This window comes from Streptomyces sp. NPDC050147, assembly GCF_040660195.1.
Taxonomy (GTDB): domain Bacteria; phylum Actinomycetota; class Actinomycetes; order Streptomycetales; family Streptomycetaceae; genus Streptomyces.
The window spans coordinates 150,400-175,601 of sequence record NZ_JBFALJ010000002.1 but is presented as its reverse complement, the minus strand read 5'-3'; the positions used below and the strand labels follow the sequence as shown (position 1 = coordinate 175,601).

Here is a 25,202-nt window from a genome sequence, read left to right as displayed (position 1 = left end):
GCAGAGCTATCCCGCCGCGGCGATCGGACCCGCGGACGTGTGCGCGGCCTTCTTGAGCTCCACCTCGCGCCGGCGCCGCCTGGCGAGCACCACGCGGCGCTCCGCGGCCGTGAGGCCGCCCCAGACGCCGTACGGCTCGGGCTGGAGCAGGGCGTGCTCCCGGCATTCGACCATCACGGGACAGCCGCCGCAGACGCGCTTCGCGGCTTCCTCCCGGGACAGACGGGAAGCGGTCGGTTCCTTCGACGGGGCGAAGAACAGCCCGGCCTCGTCTCGTCGGCACACCGCCTCGGTGTGCCATGGGGCGTCCGAATCATGATCGCGCACTGGCACCCTTCCCCAAGCACTGTTACGTGCTCGTTCAGGGGAGGCCCCAGCGGCCGGAACAGCGGCGACCTGCAGGGACTGATGCGACGGCTGCAGCACGGGTCTACTCCTGACGACGGCTTCGCGAGCGAGAGACGATGCAGCAAGCTCTACCCGCTGTGCACGCGCCTATGCACTGAGTTCCGATGTACGAACCTTCGCGCCGCCGGTGGCCCGGATGCGCCCCTCAGTGGCCGAGATGCTTGCGCAAGTGCTTGTGCAGGTCCCGGACGAGCTTGCCCCGCTTGGGCTTCGCCTCGATGTTGCCGAGGACGGCATATCCGTCGACGAAGACGACCGGCGCGTCCCGCTCGGCCGAATCGAGCATGTCCACCTCGAAGTTGCCGAGCACCCCGGTGCCGTTGCCCCGCAGCGAGACGTTCTCCGGGACGCGGATCTCGACGTTGCCGAAGACGGAGATCGCCCTGATGACGACCTGCCGCTGCTCGAAGATCGCCTCACTGAGATCGATCTCCACGTTGCCGAAGATCGCGTACGCGTGCGTGCGGCGGCTCACGCGCCAGCGGCCCTTGCGGACGGAGCTGCTGAAGACCGCGACCAGGTTCTCGTCGGCGACCGGGGGCACCACACCGTCCGAGGGCCGGGAGGGGACGGGCTCGGGCCGCACCGTCGGGTGCGCCGCGCCGCTCGCCGCGGGCAAGTCGCTGACCAACGGCTCCAGTTCGCCCATGGTCTTGGCGCGATAGACCCCGTCGATGCGCTCGCTGTGCTCCTCGGCGGTCAGGCGCCCCTCGGCGAGCGCCTCGCGGAGGATGTCCGCCGTGCGGTCCCGGTCGGTGTCCGACGCGCGCAGGCCTGCCGGCTGCGGTTCCGGGTGGGTCTGCTGAGGGCGCTTTTCTAGGTCCACACCACTCAGCGTACCCAAACGCGATAGATCGCGACTACCCCCCGAGCCGCCCTACTGAGCCTTACCTCACAGGCTCGGCCGTCCCGTGGCGTTCTACGCTGGTTGGCGCGTCGCCAATGGAGGCCGCGCCGCTGTCTGCCGAGTGAGGAATGGCCGTAAATGCCAGAGTTTGAGTACTCCGATCTGCTCCCGCTGGGAGAGGACACCACCCCGTACCGGCTGGTGACCTCCGAGGGTGTCTCCACCTTCGAGGCCGACGGGCGGACGTTCCTCAAGGTCGACCCGGAGGCGCTGCGCAAGCTCGCCGCCGAGGCGATCCACGACATCCAGCACTATCTGCGGCCCGCGCACCTGGCCCAGCTGCGGCGCATCGTCGACGACCCGGAGGCGTCGGGCAACGACAAGTTCGTGGCGCTCGACCTGCTGAAGAACGCGAACATCGCGGCCGCCGGCGTGCTCCCCATGTGCCAGGACACCGGCACGGCCATCGTCATGGGCAAGCGCGGCCAGAACGTCCTCACCGAAGGTGAGGACGAGAAGGCGCTCTCGCACGGCATCTACGACGCGTACACGAAGCTGAACCTGCGCTACTCGCAGATGGCTCCCCTGAACATGTGGGAGGAGAAGAACACCGGCTCCAACCTCCCCGCGCAGATCGAGCTGTACGCGACCGACGGCGGCGCCTACAAGTTCCTCTTCATGGCCAAGGGCGGCGGCTCGGCGAACAAGTCGTTCCTCTACCAGGAGACGAAGGCCGTCCTGAACGAGGCCTCCATGATGAAGTTCCTGGAGGAGAAGATCCGCTCGCTGGGGACGGCCGCGTGCCCGCCCTACCACCTGGCGATCGTCGTCGGCGGCACGTCCGCCGAGTTCGCCCTGAAGACCGCGAAGTACGCCTCCGCGCACTACCTGGACGAGCTGCCCGCCGAGGGCTCCCCGACCGGCCACGGCTTCCGGGACAAGGAGCTCGAGGAGAAGGTCTTCGAGCTCACGCAGAAGATCGGCATCGGCGCGCAGTTCGGCGGCAAGTACTTCTGCCACGACGTCCGCGTGGTGCGCCTGCCCCGGCACGGCGCCTCGCTGCCCGTCGCGATCGCCGTCTCCTGCTCGGCCGACCGCCAGGCCACCGCGAAGATCACCGCCGAGGGCGTCTTCCTGGAGCAGCTGGAGACGGACCCGGCGCGCTTCCTGCCGGAGACGACCGACGAGCACCTGAACGAGGCCGCCGACGTCGTCCAGATCGACCTCAACCAGCCCATGGACGACATCCTCGCCGAGCTCACCAAGCACCCGGTGAAGACCCGCCTCTCGCTCACAGGACCCCTCGTCGTGGCCCGCGACATCGCGCACGCCAAGATCAAGGAGCGGCTCGACGCGGGCGAGGAGATGCCGCAGTACCTGAAGGACCACCCGGTCTACTACGCGGGCCCCGCCAAGACCCCCGAGGGCTACGCCTCCGGCTCCTTCGGCCCGACCACGGCCGGCCGGATGGACTCCTACGTGGAGCAGTTCCAGGCCGCGGGCGGCTCCAAGGTCATGCTCGCCAAGGGCAACCGCTCGAAACAGGTCACCGACGCCTGCGACACGCACGGCGGCTTCTACCTGGGCTCGATCGGCGGCCCCGCCGCGCGTCTCGCACAGGACTGCATCAAGAAGGTCGAGGTCGTCGAGTACGAGGAGCTCGGCATGGAGGCGGTGTGGAAGATCGAGGTCGAGGACTTCCCGGCCTTCATCGTGGTCGACGACAAGGGCAACGACTTCTTCCAGAACCCGGCCCCGGAGCCGACGTTCACGTCCATCCCGGTCCGCGGTCCCGGCCTGGCGTAGCACCACCAGGAGCACTACCGGTAGCACTACGAAGGGGCCCTCTCCGCGCGCGGAGAGGGCCCCTTCGTATGTCCGGGGTCAGGCGAACCGCTGGTTCGCCGCCCCCGTGCACTTCTGGAGCCGCAGCGGCTCCTTGGCTCCCGCCAGGGTGAGGCAGAGCCCATTCGCGGCGGCAGGCCGCAGAGTCCCCGCCTCACGGACGAACTTCTGGTTGGCGCCCCCGTGGCAGTTCCACAGCGTGACGGCGGTGCCTTCGCGGTAAGCGCCCTCGGGCACGTCCAGGCAGCGGTCCTGGGTCAGGCCCGTGTGCACGGACCCGAGCCCGGCGTCGTACCACCAGGTCTGGTTGCGGTTGCCGGTGCAGTCCCAGCCCTGGACCTTGGTGCCGTTGCGGCTCTTCGACGCGTCGACGTCCACGCACGTCCCCGTGCCCGCGTTCTTGAGCGGCTTGTACGCGTCGTCCCACCCGCCCTGGTAGAGCTTCGGGCTGCCCGTGCTCGCCGGGTCCGCGCAACCGCCCTCGCTCCAGCCGGAGTCGTAGAGCTGCGTCAGGCACGAGGCGAAGGCCGCGTGGCCGCGGGCGTTGGGGTGGAAGGACTGGCGGACCGAGTTGGCGTCCGGCGGGAAGGGGTTGGAGAGGTCCACGTACAGTCCGCGCGCCCAGGCGTCCTCCATGCAGACCTCATGGCCGTGGAAGAGGCGGGAGTTGTCGAGGTAGGTCGCCCCTGCGGCCTTGGCCGCCTTGCGCATGCCGGTCTCGAAGGCGGGGACGGCGTAGTTGCGGCCCCACTCGGTGTCGGAGTCGTAGCCGAGGCCACCGCAGACCAGCTTGCCCGGGAACTTGGGGTTGTCCCTGAAGTCCGGGCCGATCGGGCTCGGGTAGCCCATGACGACCAGCTTGTAGTCGTCGCCCGCGTATCCCGCGTCCTTCATGACGGTCTTCAGGTCGCGGACGGACTGCTCGACCTTGGGCACGAGCGCGTCGACCCGCGCCTGCCAGCCGTCGTTGTACTTGCCCGCGCAGGCGCCCTGACTGAGCAGGAACCGCGTCACGCAGTCGGTCATCACCGGCGCGAACTGGAGGTCGTCGTTGGCCCCGATGACGAGCATCACTGCCTTGATCCTGGTGTTGCGCGCCTTGACGGCGAGGTTGTCGCTCTGCACGAGCTCGTCGGGATACTGCTTCTGGCCGCCGATCTTGATGTTGACGGTCTGCGCACCCGAGCAGGCGACGTTGTACGTCACGTCGGCGGGGATGCCGGTGCGGTGGATCGCGGCGTCCGGGGAGCGGTGGCACCAGTTGTCGGGACCGTCGGTGCCGGGTTCGTACGTTCCGACGCCCTCCCCCGAGATCTCGCTGTCGCCGAGGGAGATCAGCCCGGTTCTGCGGTCCGCGAGCGGTCGTTCGGCCGGATCGCCGTAGAGCTCGGTGGCCTCGGCCGCCCGGATCTTCTCCAGGTCGGGCGGCAGGGGCGTGGCCGCGGGCGCCCGGTTCCTGTCCTCGGCGGCCTGGGCCGGCATGGCGACTGCCGTGCCGAGTAACGCCGCCATCGCCACGGCCGCCCCGAACGTACATCGCAGCCGAGCCTGGCGGCCTTGTCTGGTGCGCTTCATCGCGCCTCCCCGGTTTGGTGTTACCCACGGTTTTTACTGGTGAGTAAGAGCCTTGGGAATACCCGGAACAAGACAAGTGCTCAACTTTTCAGCGATGTTTGCCGGAGAGGTAGGTTCGAGGCATGACGAGCGACGCCAGCGCAAGCGGTGAGTACCGGATCGAGCACGACTCCATGGGCGAGGTGCGGGTCCCCGAACACGCCAAGTGGCGGGCGCAGACGCAGCGGGCGGTGGAGAACTTCCCCGTGTCCGGACAGCGCCTGGAGCGTGCGCACATCGCCGCGCTCGCCCGGATCAAGGCGGCGGCCGCGAAGGTCAACGCGGACCTCGGCGTGCTCGACAAGGACATCGCGGAGGCGATCGCGGACGCGGCGGGTGAGGTGGCCGAAGGACGCTGGGACGAGCACTTCCCCGTGGACGTCTTCCAGACCGGCTCCGGCACGTCGTCCAACATGAACACGAACGAAGTCCTCGCGACGCTGGCCTCCGAGCGACTGGGCCGCAGCGTCCACCCGAACGACCACGTGAACGCGTCCCAGTCGTCGAACGACGTCTTCCCCTCCTCGATCCACATCGCGGCCACGGGCGCCGTGACGCAGGACCTGATCCCGGCGCTCGAGCATCTGGCGACCGCCCTGGAGCGAAAGTCGGCGGAGTTCGCCGACGTGGTGAAGTCCGGACGCACCCATCTGATGGACGCCACGCCCGTGACCCTGGGCCAGGAGTTCGGCGGCTACGCGGCACAGGTGCGGTACGGCGTGGAGCGGCTCAAGGCCTCGCTGCCCCGCCTCGCCGAACTGCCGCTCGGCGGCACGGCGGTGGGCACCGGGATCAACACCCCGCCCGGTTTCTCGGCGGCCGTGATCGCCGAGGTGGCGCGGGCCACCGGGCTCCCGCTGACCGAGGCCAGGGACCACTTCGAGGCTCAGGGCGCGCGCGACGGCATCGTGGAGACCAGCGGGCAGCTGCGGACGATCGGCGTCGGTCTCACGAAGATCGCCAACGACCTGCGGTGGATGGCCTCCGGCCCGCGGACCGGCCTCGCCGAGATCAACCTGCCCGATCTGCAGCCCGGTTCCTCGATCATGCCGGGAAAGGTGAATCCGGTCATCCCGGAGGCGGTCCTCATGGTCGCCGCGCAAGTCACCGGCAATGACGCGACGGTCGCCGCGGCGGGGGCCGCCGGCAACTTCGAGCTGAACGTGATGCTGCCGGTCATCGGCAAGAACGTCCTGGAGTCCGTACGGCTCCTCGCCAACGTCTCGCGGCTGCTCGCCGACAGGACGGTGGACGGAATCACCGCCAATGCCGAGCGGGCCCGGGAGTACGCCGAGTCCTCGCCCTCGGTCGTCACTCCGCTGAACAAGTACATCGGATACGAGGAGGCGGCGAAGGTCGCCAAGAAGTCGCTGGCCGAGCGGAAGACCATCCGCGAGGTCGTCCTCGAGGGCGGATACGTCGAGCGGGGCGATCTCTCCCTGGCGCAGTTGGACGAGGCACTGGACGTACTGCGGATGACGCGTCCCTAGACTGCCCTCCCCTTCACGCCCGGACGGGTTCCGCGGGGCTTGTCCGGGCGCCGACTAATATCTCTGCATGACAGACCTCACCACGCCGCCAACGACGAGCAGCGAAGCAGCACGCTGGGCCCCCGGATCCCATGTGCTGTGGCGGTACAAGGAGAACGCCGGGAACGGCATCCACATCTGCCGGCCCGTCACGGTCGTGCAGGACACCGAAGAGATGCTCGCCGTGTGGATGGCCCCCGGCACCGAATGCGTGAAACCCGTGATGGCCGACGGTACTTCCGTCCATCACGAACCGCTCGTCACCCGCTACACGAAGCCACGCGCCCTGTGCAGGGACCGCTGGTCCGGTACCGGCGTACTGAAGCTCGCCCGCCCCGCGGAGCCGTGGTCGGTGTGGCTGTTCTGGGACCCGGGATGGCGGTTCAAGAACTGGTACGTGAATCTTGAGGAGCCACGGGCCCGTTGGTCCGGAGGCATCGATTCCGAGGATCACTTTCTGGACATCTCCGTGCGGCCGGACCGGACGTGGCAGTGGCACGACGAGGACGAGTTCACCCAGGCACAGCACGCTGGGCTGATGGACGCCGGAAAGGCCCGGGAAGTGCGGGCGGCCGGGCATGCCGCCATCGACGTGATCCGCGCGTGGGGACCGCCGTTCTCGGACAACTGGCCCCACTGGCGACCCGATCCGGACTGGGTGATTCCACCCCTTCCGGATGACTGGGACCGCACGCCCGCGCATGTGACGTCATGAGACCCTTGATGCGCCCCCATGGTTCAAACGTAGGATCGTCCTCCGCAAGGGCGCACAGCAGCAACTCAGCAGCAACTCCCTGAGCTTGCGCGTTGCCTGACAGGGTGTCACCGAAGGGCGGCAGAACGTGAGCGAGGCGAGCGAGTTCGACAGGTACGGCGGGCCATCCGCCGTGCTGCCGGACCGGGCGGGGCAGGCCGAGGCATTCGACGCCATCGGCAGGCTCTACGACGAGGCCTACCCGCACAAGGACGGCCAACTGGCCGCCGGGCGCAGGCTGGCCGAGGCGCTGCCGCCCGGGTCCAGGGTGCTCGACGTGGGCTGCGGCACCGGAATCCCGACCGCCCGTCAACTCGCCGACGCCGGGCATCACGTCCTCGGCGTCGATCTTTCCTCCGGCATGCTCGACCTCGCCAGGAAGAACGTGCCTGCGCACAACGCCGAGTTCCGGCAGCTCGACGTGGCGGCGTTGCGGGCCGAAGGCCCCGACGGGGTCGGCCAGTTCGACGGGATCGCGGCATTCTTCTCTCTCCTGATGCTGCCGCGCGCCGAAATCCCGTACGCTCTGCGGCTGCTGCACGGACTGCTGCGCCCCGGCGGCCTGCTCGCGCTGTCCATGGTCGAGGCCGACCTGGACGACGCGGGAATTCCGTTCCTGGGGCACACGATCCGGGTATCCGGTTACCTGCGGGAGGAACTGCGGCAGGTCGTACGTGACGCCGGCTTCGACATCATCGACGAGGACACGTACTCCTACGCCCCGGCGAGCACCGACGTTTCCCCGAGCTCTCCACTTCGTTCGACCAGGGGAGGCCCCGACCCCGAGCACCAGCTCTTTATGCACTGCCGACGCGGCTGACCAACGTAGCCACCGGACACCAAGGCGCAGCCCCGGACGGACGGATTCGAAACGCGTGACGGAGCACTCCATCCCCGACGAGGGCCGACAGCCCCGAGCTGCCCGGCCCCCCGCCCCCGCGGATCCCCGCGGGGCGCTGGTGCGTGCCCGGAAGGCACGGGACACCCCGGGCCAGGCCGCTTTGCCCGCACAGGCCCAGGCCCGTACGGGCGACTCCACCGCGAGCCCGAGCGACGAGCACTCCCAGCCGTCCGGGCCCCCGGGGGAGCAGCCCGACCCGCACCGGCCGCGCCCCGACCAAGGGGCCGGGCAGGGCGGCGGGCACGACAATCACGACGGCGTCCCCCCGGGCGCCCCTGGCGGCGAGGAGCGGCGTACGGGACAGCCACGACCGCCGGGCTCCGGCCCCGCGGCGATGCGACGTGACGGCGACCGGCTGCGCTTTGTGGGCGCCGCGACCCGGCGCATCGCCCGCGGCATCGATCTGGACGAGATCGTGATGGGCCTGTGCCGGGCCACGGTGCCGACGTTCTCCGACGCGATACTGGTCTATCTGCGCGACCCGCTGCCGGTCGGCGAGGAGCGGCCGAGCGGTGCGCTCATCCTGCGGCTGCGCCGCACCGACCGGCTGCGTTCGATCGAGGGAGGGGCGGAGGAGCCCGACACCGACGACGGCACCATGCCCGCCCTCCAGTCGCAGAGCGACCTCGTGACGACCGCGGAGCTGTGCGAGGTGCGCCCCGGTGGCGCTCTCGCCGAGGTTCTGCGCGGCGTGCGCCCGGTCTTCGCCGACGCCCCCGCGGCCCGCGCCGCCCTGCCCGAACTGCTCGGCGAGGGACGCACGGCGCCCGCGGGGCAGCGGACGATCCTCGCGCCGCTGCGGGGCAGGCGCCGGGTGATCGGCGCCGCGGTGTTCCTGCGCCGCGCCGACCGGCCCGCGTTCGAGGCCGACGACCTGCTGGTCGCGGCCCAGTTGGCCACGCACAGCGCGCTCGGCATCGACAAGGCCGTGCTGTACGGCCGCGAGGCGTACATCGCCGACGAGCTCCAGCGCACGATGCTGCCCGAGACCCTGCCGCGCCCGACCGGCGTACGCCTGGCGTCCCGCTATCTCCCGGCCGCCGAGACCGCCCGGGTGGGCGGCGACTGGTACGACGCGATCCCGCTGCCCGGCAGCCGGGTCGCGCTCGTCGTGGGCGATGTCATGGGGCACTCCATGACATCGGCGGCGATCATGGGCCAGCTGCGGACCACCGCGCAGACCCTGGCCGGGCTCGACCTGCCGCCCCAGGAGGTCCTGCACCACCTGGACGAGCAGGCCCAGCGGCTCGGCTCGGACCGCATGGCGACCTGCCTGTACGCGGTCTACGACCCGGTCGCGCACCGCATCACCATCGCCAACGCCGGTCACCCGCCACCCGTGCTGCTGCACCTGGGCGGCCGGGCCGAGGTTCTGCGGGTCCCGCCGGGCGCGCCCATCGGCGTGGGCGGTGTCGACTTCGAGGCCGTGGAGCTCGACGCGCCCGCGGGCGCCACGCTGCTGCTCTACACGGACGGCCTCGTCGAGTCCCGCCTGCGTGACGTGTGGACGGGCATAGAGCAGCTGCGCGAACGGCTCGCCGCCACCGCCCAGTTGACGGGCCCGGACCATCCGCCGCCCCTGGAGGCCCTCTGCGACGACGTGCTCGACATGCTCGGCCCCGGTGACCGGGACGACGACATCGCGCTGCTCGCCGCCCGTTTCGACGGCATCGCGCCGAGCGACGTCGCGTACTGGTACCTGGAGCCGGAGGACGCCACGCCCGCCCGCGCCCGGCGCTTGGCCCGCAGCGCCCTGGAGCGCTGGGGCCTTCAGGAGCTGACCGACTCCCTGGAGCTCCTGGTCAGCGAGGTCGTGACGAACGCCGTGCGGTACGCGTCGCGTCCGGTGACCCTGCGCCTGTTGCGTACGGACGTCCTGCGCTGCGAGGTCGGCGACGACGTGCCGCAGCTCCCGCGCCTTCGCCAGGCGCGGGCCACGGACGAGGGCGGTCGCGGGCTCTACCTGGTCAACAAGCTGGCCCGGCGCTGGGGCGCGACACGCCTGAGCACCGGCAAGGTGGTGTGGTTCGAGCTGAACCACAGCTGAGCCGGGAGCGGTTCATGACGAGCGGTTCATGACGAAGGCGCCCGGAAGCAGTTGCTTCCGGGCGCCTTCGCGTCGAGCCGTGGAGCGGCGTGTGGCCGTCAGTCCCTGCCCGGCCGCCCGTTCGGGTTCTCCGGGATCTCGATGGAGTCCGTCGGGTCCGGCGACTCCGTGTCGTCCGTCGGCGGCTCCGTGGTCGGGTCTTCCGTCGGCGACTCGGTCGTCGGAGTCTGCGTGGGCTTCTCCGTCGTCGGGTCGTCCGTCGGCGGCTTCGTCGTCGGGTCCTCGGTCTCCGACGGCTCCTCCGTCGGTTCCTTCGGGGCCTGCGTCGTCGGCTCCGGGGGCGGCGCGATGGCCGCGCCCATGGAGGTGTCCAGGTCGAACTCGCTGGGCGAGCCCATCGCGTCGAAGGTGTAGGCCGCCCAGATCTGTGCGGGGAAGCTGCCGCCGTCGACGCGCGGCAGACCGCCTGCGCCCTTCATGGAGACCTGCTTGCTCTGCTCGGCGGTGCCCGTGGCGCCCTCTCCGAACAGGCCGACGGAGGTGACCAGCTTCGGCGTGTAGCCCACGAACCAGGCCGACTTGTTGTCGTCGGACGTACCGGTCTTGCCCGCCACGTCCTGCACGGGACTGCGCACCGCGCGGCCCGTGCCGTCGTCGACCACGCCGGTCAGGACCGAGGTGAGCGAGTCCGCGGTGCCGCGCTCGACGACCTCCTCGCCGATCGCGTCCGGCAGGTCGATCGTGCGGTCCTTGTGCTCGACCGAGGCCACGATCCGGGGGGTGACCTTCTTGCCGTGGTTGTCGAGCGTCGCGTAGACACCCGCCATCTCCAGCGGACTCGCGCCCATGGTGCCCAGGGTCTGCGCGGGCACGGCGGGCAGGTCCTCGACGTCCATGCCGAGCTTGCCCGCGGTCTCAAGCACCTCGTCCATGCCGACGTCCACGCCCATCTGCGCGAAGACCGAGTTGATGGACTTGTTCATCGCCTTCTGGACGGTGACCGGGCCGTAGCTCTTGTCGTCCTCGTTCGGTGGCGCGAAGCCGACGTCACTGCCCTTGACCGGGCGCTTGCTGGTGCCGTCGTAGATCGTGTTCGCCGTGATCGGCTGGCCGGACTGCGTCTTGGCACCGTTCTCCAGGGCCGCGGCCAGGATCAGCGGCTTGAAGGTGGAGGCCGGCTGGTAGTCGCGGCGGGTGGCGTTGTTCGTGAAGTGCTTCACGTAGTCCTCGCCGCCGTACATGGCAAGGACCTTGCCGGTCTTGGGGTCGACGGACGCGGCGCCTGCCTGGACCCGGGCGTCGGCCTTGCGCTTGTCGGGGTCGAGCTGCTTGTTCAGCTTCTTGTCGACGGCCTTCTCCAGAAGCTGCTGCTTCTTCTTGTCGATGTTGAGCGTGATCGTGTAGCCGCCCGCTTCGACCTGGGCCTCGGCCTCGGACTCGGACTCGGCTAGCCCTTGGTCGACGAGTTGCTTCTCCAGCACGGCGTCTGCCGCCTGCACCAGATAACCCGTCTGGCCTTCCATGCCGGGTGCAGGCTTGGGAGCGTCAGGAACCGGGAACTTCAGACCTGCCCGCTTGCCTGAGTCCAGCCAGTTCTTCTCGACCATGTTGTCGAGTACGTAGTTCCAGCGCTCCTTGGCCAGCTTCTTACCGGTCGGTGTCGCAGCCGCCCAGTCGTACTGGCTCGGAGCCTGGAGCAGCGCGGCGAGATAGGCACCCTGCTGAACCTCCAGGCCCGAGGCGTCGACGCCGTAGTACGCCTGGGCGGCGGCCTGGATGCCGTAGGCGCCGCGGCCGTAGTAACTGGTGTTGATGTACCCGGCGAGGATGTCGTCCTTGCTCTTCTCCCGGTCCACCTTCAGAGAGATGACCAGTTCCTTGAGCTTACGGGTGACGGTCTGGTCCTGCGTCAGGTAGTAGTTCTTGACGTACTGCTGCGTGATCGTCGAGCCGCCCTGCTTGCCCTTGCCCGAGACGGTGTTGATCAGCCCACGGGCCGTGCCCTTGAAGTCGACGCCCGTGTCCTTGTAAAAGGACTTGTTCTCGGCGGCCACGAAGGTGCGCTGCACGTCCTTCGGCACCTTCTCGAGGTCGACGATCTCGCGATTGACCTTGCCGTCGCGCGCGAGGATCGAGCCATCGCTGTACTTGTAGACGTTGCTCTGCCTCTTCGCTGCCGCATTGCCTGCGGGGATGTCGATGACCAGGTAGAGGACTACGAAGGCCCCCAAGCCGAGCAGGCAGACCCCGAAGAACGTCCCAAGTATCTTCTTCAGCGTGAAGAAGCGGCGTATGCCGGTGCGCTTGGGTTTCCCGCCGCCGGCGGGGCGCCCACGCGCTGCCCGGCGCGCGCCGCGCTGCCGCGCTTGTCGCTCTTCCGCTCGGCCCATGGCTCTGAGTGCTCCGCTTCCGTCTAGTTCCTCATGCGTACGTCGAGTCAGCTCACGAAGCTAACACCGCACCCTGGGACAAACTCCTGCCGATCCGGTCTTTTCCGGACGTGACAATGAGCACCTGTCCTTATGAACCGACGAACACGGGCCTCAGAAGGTTGCCCGCGTTTCGAACCTGTGCGCTCCCCGTGACCGGTATACATGCCACGTATACACACGGTGTAGAGTGCTCCGCATGTCCATCGGTCACACCCTCCTCGGCCTCCTTGAGTCGGGCCCGCGCCACGGCTACGACCTCAAGCGCACCTTCGACGAGAAGTTCGGTCACGACAAGCCACTGCACTACGGGCAGGTCTACTCGACCATGTCCCGCCTCCTGAAGAACGGCCTGGTCGAGGTCGACGGGATAGAGGCGGGTGGCGGGCCCGAGCGCAAGCGCTACGCGATCACCGAAGCCGGCATCACCGATGTCGAGCGCTGGCTCGCCACCCCCGAGAAGCCCGAGCCCTACCTCCAGTCGACCCTCTACACCAAGGTCGTCCTCGCGCTCCTCACCGAGCGCGACGCCGCGGAGATGCTCGACTCCCAGCGCGCCGAGCACCTGCGCCTGATGCGCATCCTCACCGACCGCAAGCGCAAGGGCGACCTCGCCGATCAACTGATCTGCGACCACGCGCTCTTCCATCTCGAAGCCGATCTGCGCTGGCTTGAACTCGCCGCCGCGCGCCTCGGCAAGCTCGCCCAGGAGGTCCGCTCCGCATGACCCCCGCCGGTTCCCTCCTCACCGCCTCCGGGCTCCGCAAGACGTACGGTCCGACCACCGCGCTCGACGACGCCGGGTTCTCCATCCACCCCGGCGAGGTCGTCGCCGTGATGGGCCCCTCCGGCTCCGGCAAGTCCACGCTCCTGCACTGCCTCGCGGGGATCGTCAAGCCCGACTCGGGCTCCATCACGTACAACGGCCGCGAGCTCACGGGGCTGCCGGACGCCGCGCTGAGCGCCCTGCGCCGCAGCGAGTTCGGCTTCGTCTTCCAGTTCGGGCAGCTGGTCCCCGAGCTGACCTGCCTGGAGAACGTCGCGCTCCCGCTGCGTCTGAACGGCGCCAGGCGCAAGGACGCCGAGGCGACCGCCCGCACCTGGATGGAACGCCTGGAGGTCGAGGACGTCGTCGCCAAGCGGCCCGGCGAGGTCTCCGGCGGCCAGGGCCAGCGCGTCGCCGTCGCCCGCGCGCTCGCCACGAGCCCGCGCGTGCTCTTCGCCGACGAGCCGACCGGCGCCCTCGACTCGCTCAACGGCGAGCGCGTCATGGAGCTGCTCACCGACGCCGCGCGCTCGACGAACGCCGCCGTGGTCCTGGTCACGCACGAGACGCGGGTCGCCGCCTACTCCGACCGCGAGATCGTCGTACGCGACGGCAGGTCACGGGACATGGAGCGGGCGATATGAGTCTCGACTCGCGCGCCAGGGCCGAGACGGCTCCCCGGCCACCACTCGCCGACCGCACCGCCCCTGAGTCCACGGGGGGACCCCGCGCCTTCGTCCGCGACCTCGCCCTGGGCATCCGCTTCGCCGTCGGCGGGGGCCGCGAGGGGTGGACACGCACCCTCTTGACGGCGGTCGGCGTCGGCCTCGGCGTGGCCCTGCTCCTCGGCGCCGCGTCCGTGCCCCATCTGCTCCAGCACCGCGAGGACCGCTCGGTGGCCCGCTCGGCCGAGGGCCAGTTCTCGGGCAAGAAGGTCGAGCGGTCGGACTCCACGGTCCTCCAGCGCGACCTTCCCACCGACTTCCGCGACGCGACGGTGAGCGGCCGCGTGCTGCGCGCCGAGGGTGCGCACCCGACCCTGCCGCCCGGCCTGAAGAAGATCCCGGCGGACGGCGAGATGGCCGTATCGCCCGCCCTGCGCAAGCTCCTGGACAGCTCTGACGGCGCCCTTCTGAAGGAGCGCTTCGGCGAGTACCGGGTCACGGAAACCATCGGCGACGCGGGCCTCACCCACCCCAGGGAGCTCTACTACTACGCCGGCTCCGACGCCCTCACCCCGGCCAAGGGCGGCCACCGCGTGGCGGACTTCGGCTACCAGGAGCCCGCCGAACCCCTGGACCCGATGCTGATCGTCCTGACCGTCCTGATCTGCGTGGTCCTGCTGACCCCGGTGATCATCTTCATCGGCACGGCGGTCCGCTTCGGCGGCGACCGGCGCGACCGGCGTCTGGCCGCGCTGCGTCTGGTCGGCGCGGACGCCCACAGCGTGCGGCGGATCGCGGCGGGCGAGGCACTGTGCGGCGCGCTGCTCGGCCTTGCGCTCGGCGGCTTGTTCTTCCTCGGCGTGCGGGAGCTGATCGGCACCCTCGAAGGGTGGAAGATCAGCGCCTTCCCCTCCGACGTGGTGCCGGTGCCCGGCCTCGCCGTGCTTGTCCTGCTCGCCGTGCCGGTCACCTCCGTCCTGGTCACGCTGATCTCGCTGCGGGCCGTCTCCATCGAACCGCTCGGCGTCGTGCGCAGCACCAAGCCGCGCAAGCGCCGCGTGTGGTGGCGCGTCGCGATGCCGCTCCTCGGCCTCGGGATCCTGCTGGCCGCGGGCCGGGTCGGCGGCGACATGGCCCCGCCGGTCTTCGCCATCGGCGCCGGCGCGACGCTCACCCTGGTGGGCCTGGCCGCGCTGTTGCCCTGGCTCGTCGAGGCGAGCGTGTCCCGGCTGCGCGGCGGTGGCCCCGTGCCCTGGCAACTGGCCACGCGCAGGCTCCAGTTGAGCAGCGGCACGGCGGCACGGGCGGTCAGTGGCATCACCGTCGCGGTGGCGGGTGCGATCGCCCTGCAGATGCTGTTCGTCGCGATGCACGACGACTTCAACCAGATGACGGACAACGACCCCGCCCGCGCCAAGCTGGTCGTCAAGGCCGATGTCGGTGACGGTGACCTCGCCGAGCGGATGATCGGCGAGTTCCGCACCACCAAGGGCGTCAAGAACGTCATCGCCACGACGACCTCGTACGTCGTGAGGCCGGGCAAGCTGGAGCGCGGCGAGGACTTCCGGCCCCTCACGGAGCTGACGGTCGGCACCTGCGCGAACCTGCGCGAGCTGGCCCGGATCGGCTCGTGCCGGGACGGCGACACCTACGTCGTACACACCGGCAACAAGCGGATGAACGCGTGGGTCGACAAGTCGGCCCGCCCCGGCAAGCCGGTCGACCTGAGCGTCGACAGCTGGGACGACCCCGGCAAGCGGCACGTCCCCTGGACGCTGCCCGCCGACTCCCGCACGGTCAAGGCCCGCCCTGACCCGGGCGGCGAGCTGCACGACGGCATCTACGCGACGCCCGGCGCGGTCGACATGTCCAAGATGGCCGACGCCTCGACGACCGCGATGATCCAGGTGGACCCTGGCACCCGGGACGCCGAGGAGTACATCCGCAACACCGCGGCCCACCTCGACCCGTTCCTCGACGTGATGACGCTGCGGGCGGTCGAACGCGACAAGCAGTACGCCACCATCCAGACCGGTCTGCAGATCGGCGCGATGGCGACGATGGCGCTGATCGCGGCGTCCATGCTGGTCTCGATGATCGAGCAACTGCGGGAGCGCAAGCGTCTGCTCGCCGCCCTCACCGCGTTCGGCACGCGTCGCGCGTCGATGGCGTGGTCGATCCTGTGGCAGACCGCGATCCCCGTCGCGATCGGCCTGACGCTCGCCGTCGCGGGCGGCCTCGGCCTCGGCTACGTCATGACCCGCATGATCCAGAAGTCGGTCACCGACTGGTGGCTCTTCGCCCCCCTGACGGCCGCGGGCGCCGTTCTCGTCGCGGTCGTGACGGTGCTCAGCCTGCCGCCGCTGTGGCGCATGATGCGCCCGGACGGCCTGCGCACGGAGTAACTCCGCTCACAGGGGCGGCGCGTTGCCGGTGCGGGGTCACAACACCCGCACCGGCAACGGCTGCACGGCCCCCCTCATCGCGGCGGCGAGCGCCTCGTACTCCGCCGCCCGCGCGGCCCCCGTACGCATCGCGAGGGCGATCCGCCGGGTCGGCGCCGGGTCCGCGAAGTACCCGGTGAGCAGCTGATTGCTGCGGCTGGTCTCGACGCGGACGGCGGTACGCGGAAGCAGCGTCACGCCGAGCCCGCCGGCCACCAGCTGTACGAGGGTGGAGAGCCCGGCGGCCGTGGTGGTCACCGGGGCATCCGCGCGCCCGGCCTCCCGGCAGATGTCCAGGGCCTGGTCGCGCAAGCAGTGCCCCTCGTCGAGCAGCAGCAGGTTCAGCTCGCGCAGGGCTTCGCGCGGGATTCCCTCGCGCCCGCCGAGCCAGTGGTCGAGCGGCGTGACGAGCACGAAGTCCTCGTCGAACAGCGGCAGTTCGCTCACGCCGGGCACGCCGAGCGGCACGGCGAGGAGGAGCAGGTCGAGCCGTCCGGCGCCGAGCCCCTCGATCAGCGAGGACGTCTGCTCCTCGTGCACCTGGAGATCGAGGTCCGGATACTTCTCGTGAACGAGACCGATGAGCGTGGGCAGCAGATAGGGCGCCACGGTCGGGATCACACCGAGCCGCAACGCTCCGGTGAAGGGTGCGCGCACCGCGTCGGCCTCCTCCATCAGCGCCCCGACCTCGTCGAGCACCGCCCTGGCCCGCACCGCGAGGCGCTCACCGGCCGACGAGAGCAGCACCTTGCGGGTCGTACGCTCGACGAGGGTGACACCGAGTGTCTCCTCCAGGGCGGACAGGGCCCCGGAGAGCGCGGGCTGGCTCATCCCGATCGCGGCGGCGGCATCCCGGAAGTGCAGATGCTCGGCGACGGCGGCGAAGGCGCGCAGCTGGGCGAGGCTGGGCTGCCGGGCGCCCCGCTTGGCCACGGACTTGGGCACGGAGTTGGCCACGGGCTTGACACTGGTTGCCACGGCACTCCTCCTCTCCTCTTAACTCTCAGACACTGATAACTGGGTCCGATCAACAAGACCCACTCTAGCTATTTCCATAATCAATGCACCCTGTGCCACCATCGACATCAGTCCAACCCCCCAGGAAATTCCCCAAAAGGGATTTTCTCTGCAGCAAGGAGAGCGCGTGCTCACTGTCGGTGACAAGTTCCCCCAGTTCGATCTGACCGCCTGCGTCTCGCTGGAGAAGGGCGCTGAGTTCAAGCAGATCGACCACAAGACCTACGAGGGCAAGTGGAAGATCGTCTTCGCGTGGCCCAAGGACTTCACCTTCGTGTGCCCGACCGAGATCGCCGCCTTCGGCAAGCTGAACGACGAGTTCGCTGACCGCGACGCCCAGATCCTCGGCTTCTCCGGCGACTCCGAATTCGTGCACCACGCCTGGCGCAAGGACCACCCGGACCTGACGGACCTGCCCTTCCCGATGCTGGCCGACTCGAAGCACGAGCTCATGCGTGACCTCGGCATCGAGGGCGCGGACGGCTTCGCGCAGCGCGCCGTCTTCATCGTCGACCAGAACAACGAGATCCAGTTCACGATGGTGACCGCCGGTTCCGTGGGCCGTAACCCCAAGGAGGTCCTCCGGGTCCTCGACGCGCTCCAGACCGACGAGCTCTGCCCCTGCAACTGGACCCAGGGCGACGAGACCCTGGACCCGGTCGCGCTGCTCTCGGGCGAGTGAACGGAAGGTTCTGACATGGCACTCGACGAACTGAAGTCCGCCGTACCGGACTACGCCAAGGACCTGAAGCTGAACCTCGGCTCGGTCATCGGCAACTCGGACCTCCCGAAGCAGCAGCTCTGGGGCACGGTGCTCGCCTGCGCGATCGCCTCCCGCTCCCCGAAGGTGCTGCGCGAGCTGGAGCCCGAGGCGAAGGCGAACCTCTCCCCCGAGGCGTACACCGCCGCCAAGTCGGCCGCGGCCGTCATGGCGATGAACAACGTCTTCTACCGCACGCGCCACCTGCTCTCGGACCCCGAGTACGGGACGATGCGTGCCGGCCTGCGGATGAACGTCATCGGCAACCCGGGCGTGGAGAAGGTCGACTTCGAGCTGTGGTCGCTCGCGGTCTCCGCGATCAACGGCTGTGGCCAGTGCCTCGACTCCCACGAGCAGGTGCTGCGGAAGGCGGGCGTGGATCGCGAGACGATCCAGGAAGCCTTCAAGATCGCCGCCGTGATCCAGGCGGTCGGCGTCACGCTGGACTCCGAGGCCGTGCTCTCCGAGTAGTACGCGCTGTTCCGTACGCGAAAGGGCCCCTCCGGCCAGTGGTCGGAGGGGCCCTTTCGTGTTGCCCGAGCTATTCGGCGGTGCGCTCCCGCTCCACCGGCGCGACATCCACGGCGGTCGCGCCCCGCGGCTGAGGAGCCTGCTTCAGGGCGGCCTCACGTGAGTACGCCCGCAGATAGCCCACCACGGTGTTGGTGACGGCGACCAGCGGCACCGCGACGACGGCCCCGCCGATCCCGGCGACGAGACCACCCGCGGCCACCGAGAGCACCACCGCGAGCGGATGCACCCGTACGGCACGGCCGAGGATGAACGGCTGCAGGATGTGCCCCTCGATCTGCTGCACGGCGAGCACCACGACCAGGGTCATCACACCGGTGAAGACGCCCTGGGTGACCAGGCCCACCACCACGGCGAGCGCGCCCGAGATGACCGCGCCCACCAGCGGGATGAACGCGAACAGGAAGATGAAGACGGCCAGCGGCACCGCCATCGGCACCCCGAGGAAGTAGATCCCGAGCCCGATGAAGATCGCGTCGATCAGAGCCACTATCACCGTGCCGCGCACATAGGCCGTCAGCGTGCGCCAGGCACGCGGCCCCGCGCCCGCGATGCCGGGCCGCGCGGGCGCCGGGACGAGCTTCAGGACCCACTCCCAGATGCGCTTGCCGTCGTACAGCAGGAAGAGCGTCGAGAACATCGCGAGCAGGATGCCCGTCATGGCCTCCACGATGACGGTGACCCCTTCGAGGCCCGCCGACGTCAGCTCCTCCGTGTTCGCCCCGACCGCCTCGCGCAGGCTCTTGGCGATGTCGTTGATCTGGTCCTCGGTGACATGGAACGGGCTGGTGAGCAGCCAGTTGCGCAGATCGTCGATGCCGTCCTGGACCTGACTGGAGAGCGTGTCCACATTGTCCATGACCTGCCAGACCACGAACCAGCCCACCAGGCCGATGACGACGAAGCCGAGCACGGCCGTGACGACCGTCGCGAGCCCCCTCGGAAGGCCGAGCCGCTTGAGCCGGACCACCGTCGGCTGAAGCATCGCGGTGACGAGCAGCGCCGCGACGAAGGCGAAGACGACGAGCTGCACGGCGCTGATGACCTTCATCAACACCCAGAGCGTGCCCGCGAGCACGAGAAGACGCCAGCCGGCCTCGGCCGCGACCCGCATCCCCCACGGCACCGCCGCGACGGGGTCGGGCCGTGCCGCTATGTCGGGGGCGTACGCGGGCGGGGCCGGCACGACCTGCTCCGAGGAGTCCCCGGCCGCCGCCTCCGCGGCCGCGTCGCCCTCGGCTGCTGCCGCGTCGTCGGCGGAGGGCCGCCGCGAGGTCCTGATGCCGTCCTCAGGGCCGGAATCGGGCTCCTCGCGGCCCATCCGCTCCCCCATCTGAGACAGCCCGGCACCGAGCCGGCCGATCCACCCTGGCACTCGCGACATGATCCGTCCTCTTCCCCCGTCTTTCCCCACCACTCCCCCCTGGAAGTTGTCGGGATGACCGTACACGGCTGAGGCCCCCCACCGAAGGACGGTGAGGGGCCTCAGAGAGGTTGAGCGATACGCGGCTCAGTACCAGTTGTTCGCCTGCCAGAAGTCCCATGCTCCGCACGGGCTTCCGTAACGGTCGTTCATGTAGCCCAGACCCCATTTGATCTGCGTGGCGGGGTTCGTCTGCCAGTCGGCACCGGCCGAGGACATCTTGGAACCGGGCAGCGCCTGGACGAGGCCGTAGGCACCCGAAGACGGGTTGCTGGCCTTGTAGTTCCAGGTGGACTCGTGGTCGACGATGTTGCTGAAGCACTGGAACTGGTCGCCGGGGACCATCTGCCGTGCCATCGCCTGGACCTGCGAGACGGAGTACGAGGACTGCGGGGCGAAGTCCGAGGCGTCGCGCGCGGAGGAACGGCTGGCCTTGGTCTCGGTCGCCTCCTCGCGCTCCTTCTTGGCTGCCGCCTTCTCCGCCTTCTCGGCGGCCTCGGCCTTCTCGGCGGCCTTCTGCTTGGCGATCGCCGACTCGGCGGCCTGCTTGCGGGCCGCTTCCGCCGCGGACTTCTTCGCGGCCGTGTCCGCAGCCATGGCCTGTGCGTCGGCCTGCTGCGTCAGGGACGCGGTCTGCACCTGGGCCTGCTGACCCGCGGGGATGTCTGCGAGGAGAGTCGCTTCGCTTGCCGTCGCCTCGAAGTCGTTGTCGTTCGAGGCGCCCGGGGTGCTGCCCGAGGCGACACCAACAACAGCGCCGACGGTGGTGACCGCGGTGGCGGATGCCACGGCGAATCCCCGGACCGAAATCCGGCTCACACGGTTTCCTTCCAGCATCGCCCGCATAGGTGACCTCGCGGACGCAATCGTGCCCCTGGCACTGGCCTCCGCTTGTATCTCGGTCACGGGAGGCACGGACCCGGTGGGCAACCCCCGTTGTGGGAGCGCCGCGTGGTGCTCGGGCGGCATGCGACGGCCACTATGAAGTTCTGGTGTTTCCGGTTTGCGGTACCGCTGGGGGTACAGGTGTGTCGCATGCGGGGCCTGACAGGACCCAGACTCTGCCCCAGCCGGACGCCGCAAGGCAATTCTCCGTTGCGTGTGAAAGCTCACACCTCGTTTGCCCCAGGAGTTTTTCGGAAAAGGGCGAACGCCAAGACGCCGCCCGACTAAGCTCCTTCGCTTCGCCGGGCGGCGCCAACTACCGCGTAACCAGGGTGAACTGGCTCAGATCGACCCTTCCTCCAGCATTTCGGTCACGAGCGCCGCGATCTGCGAACGCTCGGAGCGGGTGAGCGTGACGTGGGCGAAGAGCGGATGGCCCTTCAGCTTCTCGACGACGGCAACTACCCCGTCGTAACGCCCCACTCGGAGGTTGTCGCGCTGGGCGACGTCGTGAGTGAGCACGACACGGGAGTTCGCCCCGATCCTGGACAGAACGGTCAGAAGAACGTTCCGCTCCAGGGATTGGGCCTCGTCCACGATCACGAACGCGTCGTGCAGCGAGCGCCCGCGGATATGGGTGAGCGGGAGCACTTCGAGCATGCCGCGCGCCGTCACCTCCTCGATGACCGCCTTGCCCGCCACCGAGCCGAGCGTGTCGAAGACCGCCTGCGCCCAAGGACCCATCTTCTCGGCCTCGGTGCCGGGCAGATAGCCGAGTTCCTGCCCGCCCACCGCGTACAGCGGCCGGAAGACCATCACCTTCTGGTGCTGCCTGCGCTCCAGGACCGCCTCGAGTCCCGCGCAGAGCGCGAGCGCCGACTTGCCGGTACCCGCCCGGCCGCCCATCGACAGGATGCCGATGTCCGGATCGAGCAGCAGATCCAGCGCGATGCGCTGTTCCGCACTCCTCCCCTTGATGCCGAAGGCCTCCCGATCGCCGCGTACGAGACGGACATTGCCCTCGGCCGTGACGCGGCCAAGAGCCTTGCCCTTCTCCGACTGGATGGTGAGGCCCGTGTGGACAGGCAGGTCGGCCACCTCGGGGACGTACAGGGTGTCCTCCTCGAAGAGAAGGTCCACCTGTTCGCCGGAGAGGGTCAGTTCGGACATTCCGGTCCAGCCGGAGTCCGTGATGGCGAGCTCGGCGCGGTACTCCTCCGCGAGGAGGCCGACCGAGGACGCCTTGATCCTCAGAGGCAGGTCCTTCGACACGACGGTGACGTCGTATCCCTCTGCCTGGAGGTTGCGCGCGACGGCGAGAATCCGTGAGTCGTTGTCCCCCAACCGGTAGCCGGCCGGAAGCACGCCGGGATCGGAGTGGTTGAGCTCGACGCGCAGCGTGCCGCCAAGGTCGCCGATCGGGATCGGCGCGTCCAGGCGACCGTGCCTGACCCGGCAGTCGTCCAGGAGGCGCAGGGCCTGCCGGGCGAAGTAGCCGAGTTCGGGATGGTGCCGCTTCGCCTCGAGCTCCGTGACCACGACGACGGGCAGCACGACTTCGTGCTCGTCGAAGCGGTTCATGGCGTTCGGGTCTGCGAGCAGAACGCTGGTGTCGAGAACATAGGTGCGCCTGTCGGGCATGCGGCGCTTCGTGCTGGTCACCACGGAAGGACGTACCCCCTCGGATGAGGTCGGGGAGCGACGGGAAGGATGCCGGGAGAAATCCGGGCCGGTCTCGGATGGACCGGTCTCGGAGCGACCCGTCTCAGAGGGACCGGTCTCGGACCGCAGTGCGCGGGCCGAGCTCCGGCCCTCCACTTCGCCCGTACTCACCGCACGGTCGTCCTGGTGCAAAGGGCCTCCCGGGCGGACGGCCCCATGCCGCCCGCTGAGATACGACATCCGTGAATCGGATGTCGACCTGGAAGGCTTATTCCCTCGAACGAGCGCAGCCATGCCAGGGCATATGACGGCGCGTCCGTGAACTCTGGGTTACTCACGCCTCACCGACATGAGCACCCGGTGGCCTCTTGGGGTGCCGGCTCGGGGTGTCAGCCGCCGTAACGCCGGTGGCGGGCCGCGTAGTCACGCAGCGCACGCAGGAAGTCGACCTTGCGGAAGGCCGGCCAGAAGACTTCACAGAAGTAGTACTCGGAGTGGGCCGACTGCCAGAGCATGAAGCCGGACAGGCGCTGCTCGCCACTCGTTCGGATCACCAGGTCGGGGTCCGGCTGGCCGCGGGTGTAGAGGTGCTTGGAGATGAGGTCGACGTCGACGGTCTCGGCGACGTCCTCCAGGCTCGTGCCCTTGTCCGCGTGGTCGAGGATCAGCGAGCGGACCGCGTCGGCGATCTCCTGCCGTCCGCCGTACCCGACGGCCACGTTGACCAGTATTCCCTTGTTGCCGTGGGTCGCCTGCTCGGCTTCCTTCAGGACGGCCTGGGTGCGGGAGGGCAGCAGGTCCATCGTGCCCACGTGGTGCACGCGCCAGCGGCCGTCGGTGGCGAGGCTGCGGACCGTGTCCTCGATGATGCCGAGGAGCGGGATGAGCTCCTGCTCAGGGCGGTCGAAGTTGTCCGTCGACAGCATCCAGAGGGTGACGACCTCGACGTCCGTCTCGGCACACCAGCCGAGGAACTCCTCGATCTTGTACGCACCCGCCTGATGGCCCTGTTCGGTGGTCCCGCCGGACGCCTTCGCCCAGCGCCTGTTGCCGTCGAGGATGACCCCGATGTGCTTGGGCACCTGATCGTGGTCGAGGCGGCCTTCCACCCGGCGTGCGTAAAGTCCGTACACCAGGTCGCGCAGGTTCACTTCTGTCAGCCCCTCCATGCAGATGGCAGTCCCCGAAGGCGAAAGCCTACCGCTGTGAGGGCGGGCTTCCGCCCTCGGGTGATGTGGGCCTCGGGGCTTTGGTGACGCGGGTCTCGGGGCTTTTGTGACGCGGGTCTCGGGGCTTTGGTGACGTGGTCGGCCGCCGCTGGGTGGTGTGGTCTTCCGGCCCCGGGTGGCGTGGTCGACTGCCGCCGGGTGGCGCGGTCGGCTGCCGCTGGGTGGCCGCGGTGGTGGCCCCCGGAAGATCCGGGGCTGAAGTAGCTTCATACCCATGAACGACACGTCTCTGTACCGAGCAGCAACGGACCGTTACAGCACCATGGAGTACCGGCGCACGGGCCGCAGCGGCCTGAAGCTCCCCGCCGTCTCCCTCGGCCTGTGGCACAACTTCGGCGACGACAAGTCACTGGAGAGCCAGCGCGCGATCCTGCGTCGCGCCTTCGACCTCGGCGTCACGCACTTCGACCTGGCGAACAACTACGGCCCGCCGGCCGGTTCGGCCGAGCTCAACTTCGGCAAGCTGTTCGCCCAGGATTTCGCCCCGTACCGCGACGAATTGGTCATCTCGACCAAGGCGGGCTACCTCATGCACCCCGGCCCGTACGGCGAGTGGGGTTCGCGCAAGTACCTGCTGTCGTCCCTCGACGCCTCGCTCAAGCGGATGGGCGTCGACTACGTCGACATCTTCTACTCGCACCGCTTCGACCCGGAGACTCCGCTCGAAGAGACGATGGGCGCGCTCGCCTCCGCCGTGCGGCAGGGCAAGGCGCTGTACGTGGGTGTCTCCTCCTACAACAGCGAGCAGACCGCCGAAGCGGCGCGCCTGCTGCGGGAGATGGGCGTTCCGGCACTCATCCACCAGCCCTCGTACTCGATGATCAACCGCTGGACCGAGGACGACGGTCTGCTCGACACCCTCGAAGACGCGGGCATGGGCTGCATCTCGTTCGTGCCGCTGGCGCAGGGCCTGCTCACGAACAAGTACCTGAAGGGCATCCCCGAGGGTTCGCGCGCCACGCAGGGCAAGTCGCTCGACCCCGACCTCCTGAGCGACGAGGTCGTGCGCCGGCTCAACGGCTTGAACGACATCGCGGCCCGCCGCGACCAGTCGCTCGCACAACTGGCCCTCAACTGGGTCCTGCGCGACGAGCGGATGACCTCCGCGCTCATCGGCGCCTCCAGCGTGAAGCAGCTGGAGGAGAACGTCGCGGCGCTGGCGGGACCGAAGCTCACCGACGAGGAACTCACCGAGATCGACACCTTCGCGGTGTCCACGCCGGGCACGAACATCTGGGCGGGTCGCGGCTAGAACGGACGCCGGGCGCCCCTCACTTCGCCCCCCACTTCCCGTGGGGGCGTCCTGCTTTGGTGGGGGCGCTTGGCTCTGGCGAGGTGCCTGGCTCTGGCCGGGCGCCTAGCTTTAGCGGGGCGCCTAGCTCTTGGCCGGGCGCTTAGCTCTTGGCCGGGCGCTTAGCTCTTGGCCGGGCGCTTAGCTCTTGGCCG

At 69.4% G+C, this 25,202-nt stretch carries 20 protein-coding genes; 11 read left to right on the top strand and 9 right to left on the bottom strand.

Translation table 11 applies throughout. The annotated features are described in order from the left end of the window. Positions 1 to 6: 6 nt before the first annotated feature. Positions 7 to 426, bottom strand: coding sequence for a WhiB family transcriptional regulator (locus tag AB0I94_RS04475; RefSeq protein ID WP_363307906.1), 420 nt, complete (start codon positions 424 to 426; stop codon positions 7 to 9). 127 nt (positions 427 to 553) lie between these two features. Next, complete coding sequence (locus AB0I94_RS04470; RefSeq protein ID WP_363307905.1) at positions 554 to 1,234, bottom strand: DUF1707 domain-containing protein; 681 nt, start codon at positions 1,232 to 1,234, stop codon at positions 554 to 556. Between the two features lie 159 nt (positions 1,235 to 1,393). Here AB0I94_RS04470 and AB0I94_RS04465 point away from each other — a divergent pair, with 159 nt between their 5' ends. Next, positions 1,394 to 3,061 carry a fumarate hydratase gene (locus AB0I94_RS04465; protein WP_363307904.1) on the top strand — a complete coding sequence of 556 codons (1,668 nt, stop codon included), beginning with the start codon at positions 1,394 to 1,396 and terminating at the stop codon, positions 3,059 to 3,061. A 78-nt stretch (positions 3,062 to 3,139) separates the two neighbouring features. Here the strand turns inward: AB0I94_RS04465 and AB0I94_RS04460 are convergent, their stop codons facing one another. Beyond that, on the bottom strand, positions 3,140 to 4,675 hold the full coding sequence (locus tag AB0I94_RS04460; protein WP_363307903.1) for a ricin-type beta-trefoil lectin domain protein: 1,536 nt from the start codon (positions 4,673 to 4,675) through the stop codon (positions 3,140 to 3,142). 122 nt (positions 4,676 to 4,797) lie between these two features. Here AB0I94_RS04460 and AB0I94_RS04455 point away from each other — a divergent pair, with 122 nt between their 5' ends. From AB0I94_RS04455 to AB0I94_RS04440, 4 genes are all read left to right on the top strand, one after another. Further along, a complete protein-coding gene (locus AB0I94_RS04455) occupies positions 4,798 to 6,204 on the top strand; it encodes a class II fumarate hydratase (RefSeq protein ID WP_363307902.1) in 1,407 nt (468 codons plus the stop codon). A gap of 67 nt (positions 6,205 to 6,271) precedes the next feature. Continuing rightward, the gene (locus tag AB0I94_RS04450; protein ID WP_363307901.1) at positions 6,272 to 6,958 is read left to right on the top strand and encodes a DUF402 domain-containing protein; all 687 of its coding nucleotides are present in this window, start codon (positions 6,272 to 6,274) and stop codon (positions 6,956 to 6,958) included. Between the two features lie 127 nt (positions 6,959 to 7,085). Next, a complete protein-coding gene (locus AB0I94_RS04445; RefSeq protein ID WP_363307900.1) occupies positions 7,086 to 7,817 on the top strand; it encodes a methyltransferase domain-containing protein in 732 nt (243 codons plus the stop codon). 55 nt (positions 7,818 to 7,872) lie between these two features. After that, a complete protein-coding gene (locus AB0I94_RS04440) occupies positions 7,873 to 9,945 on the top strand; it encodes a SpoIIE family protein phosphatase (protein WP_363307899.1) in 2,073 nt (690 codons plus the stop codon). Positions 9,946 to 10,043: 98 nt separating this feature from the next. On the opposite strand, the gene AB0I94_RS04435 is transcribed toward AB0I94_RS04440, so the two are convergent. Next, positions 10,044 to 12,335, bottom strand: a complete 2,292-nt coding sequence (locus AB0I94_RS04435; RefSeq protein ID WP_363307898.1) for a transglycosylase domain-containing protein — start codon at positions 12,333 to 12,335, stop codon at positions 10,044 to 10,046. Positions 12,336 to 12,573: 238 nt separating this feature from the next. Between AB0I94_RS04435 and AB0I94_RS04430 the strand changes: the two genes are divergently transcribed. From AB0I94_RS04430 to AB0I94_RS04420, 3 genes are read left to right on the top strand one after another with little or no spacing between them, the layout of a single operon-like run. Further along, positions 12,574 to 13,101 carry a PadR family transcriptional regulator gene (locus AB0I94_RS04430; RefSeq protein ID WP_363307897.1) on the top strand — a complete coding sequence of 176 codons (528 nt, stop codon included), beginning with the start codon at positions 12,574 to 12,576 and terminating at the stop codon, positions 13,099 to 13,101. Continuing rightward, a complete protein-coding gene (locus AB0I94_RS04425) occupies positions 13,098 to 13,784 on the top strand; it encodes an ABC transporter ATP-binding protein (RefSeq protein WP_363307896.1) in 687 nt (228 codons plus the stop codon). Before AB0I94_RS04430 ends, AB0I94_RS04425 begins: the two co-directional genes overlap by 4 nt. Further along, on the top strand, positions 13,781 to 16,210 hold the full coding sequence (locus AB0I94_RS04420) for an FtsX-like permease family protein (protein ID WP_363307895.1): 2,430 nt from the start codon (positions 13,781 to 13,783) through the stop codon (positions 16,208 to 16,210). Before AB0I94_RS04425 ends, AB0I94_RS04420 begins: the two co-directional genes overlap by 4 nt. 36 nt (positions 16,211 to 16,246) lie before the next feature. Here AB0I94_RS04420 and AB0I94_RS04415 read toward each other — a convergent pair whose 3' ends face one another. Continuing rightward, positions 16,247 to 17,182, bottom strand: coding sequence for a LysR substrate-binding domain-containing protein (locus AB0I94_RS04415; protein ID WP_363308295.1), 936 nt, complete (start codon positions 17,180 to 17,182; stop codon positions 16,247 to 16,249). A gap of 211 nt (positions 17,183 to 17,393) precedes the next feature. On the opposite strand from AB0I94_RS04415, the gene AB0I94_RS04410 reads away from it, so the two are divergent. Next, positions 17,394 to 17,948, top strand: a complete 555-nt coding sequence (locus AB0I94_RS04410) for a peroxiredoxin (RefSeq protein ID WP_160506938.1) — start codon at positions 17,394 to 17,396, stop codon at positions 17,946 to 17,948. A 15-nt stretch (positions 17,949 to 17,963) separates the two neighbouring features. Then, complete coding sequence (locus AB0I94_RS04405) at positions 17,964 to 18,497, top strand: alkyl hydroperoxide reductase (RefSeq protein ID WP_363307894.1); 534 nt, start codon at positions 17,964 to 17,966, stop codon at positions 18,495 to 18,497. Positions 18,498 to 18,567: 70 nt separating this feature from the next. Here the strand turns inward: AB0I94_RS04405 and AB0I94_RS04400 are convergent, their stop codons facing one another. The 4 genes from AB0I94_RS04400 to AB0I94_RS04385 form a co-directional block, all read right to left on the bottom strand. After that, positions 18,568 to 19,941 carry an AI-2E family transporter gene (locus AB0I94_RS04400; RefSeq protein WP_363307893.1) on the bottom strand — a complete coding sequence of 458 codons (1,374 nt, stop codon included), beginning with the start codon at positions 19,939 to 19,941 and terminating at the stop codon, positions 18,568 to 18,570. Positions 19,942 to 20,067: 126 nt separating this feature from the next. Beyond that, on the bottom strand, positions 20,068 to 20,817 hold the full coding sequence (locus AB0I94_RS04395; protein WP_363307892.1) for a lytic transglycosylase domain-containing protein: 750 nt from the start codon (positions 20,815 to 20,817) through the stop codon (positions 20,068 to 20,070). 390 nt (positions 20,818 to 21,207) lie between these two features. Further along, complete coding sequence (locus tag AB0I94_RS04390; RefSeq protein WP_363307891.1) at positions 21,208 to 22,530, bottom strand: PhoH family protein; 1,323 nt, start codon at positions 22,528 to 22,530, stop codon at positions 21,208 to 21,210. A 386-nt stretch (positions 22,531 to 22,916) separates the two neighbouring features. Next, positions 22,917 to 23,678, bottom strand: a complete 762-nt coding sequence (locus AB0I94_RS04385) for an isoprenyl transferase (protein ID WP_363308294.1) — start codon at positions 23,676 to 23,678, stop codon at positions 22,917 to 22,919. A gap of 292 nt (positions 23,679 to 23,970) precedes the next feature. Here AB0I94_RS04385 and mgrA point away from each other — a divergent pair, with 292 nt between their 5' ends. Then, positions 23,971 to 25,008 carry an L-glyceraldehyde 3-phosphate reductase gene (gene mgrA, locus AB0I94_RS04380; protein WP_363307890.1) on the top strand — a complete coding sequence of 346 codons (1,038 nt, stop codon included), beginning with the start codon at positions 23,971 to 23,973 and terminating at the stop codon, positions 25,006 to 25,008. Positions 25,009 to 25,202: the final 194 nt, after the last annotated feature.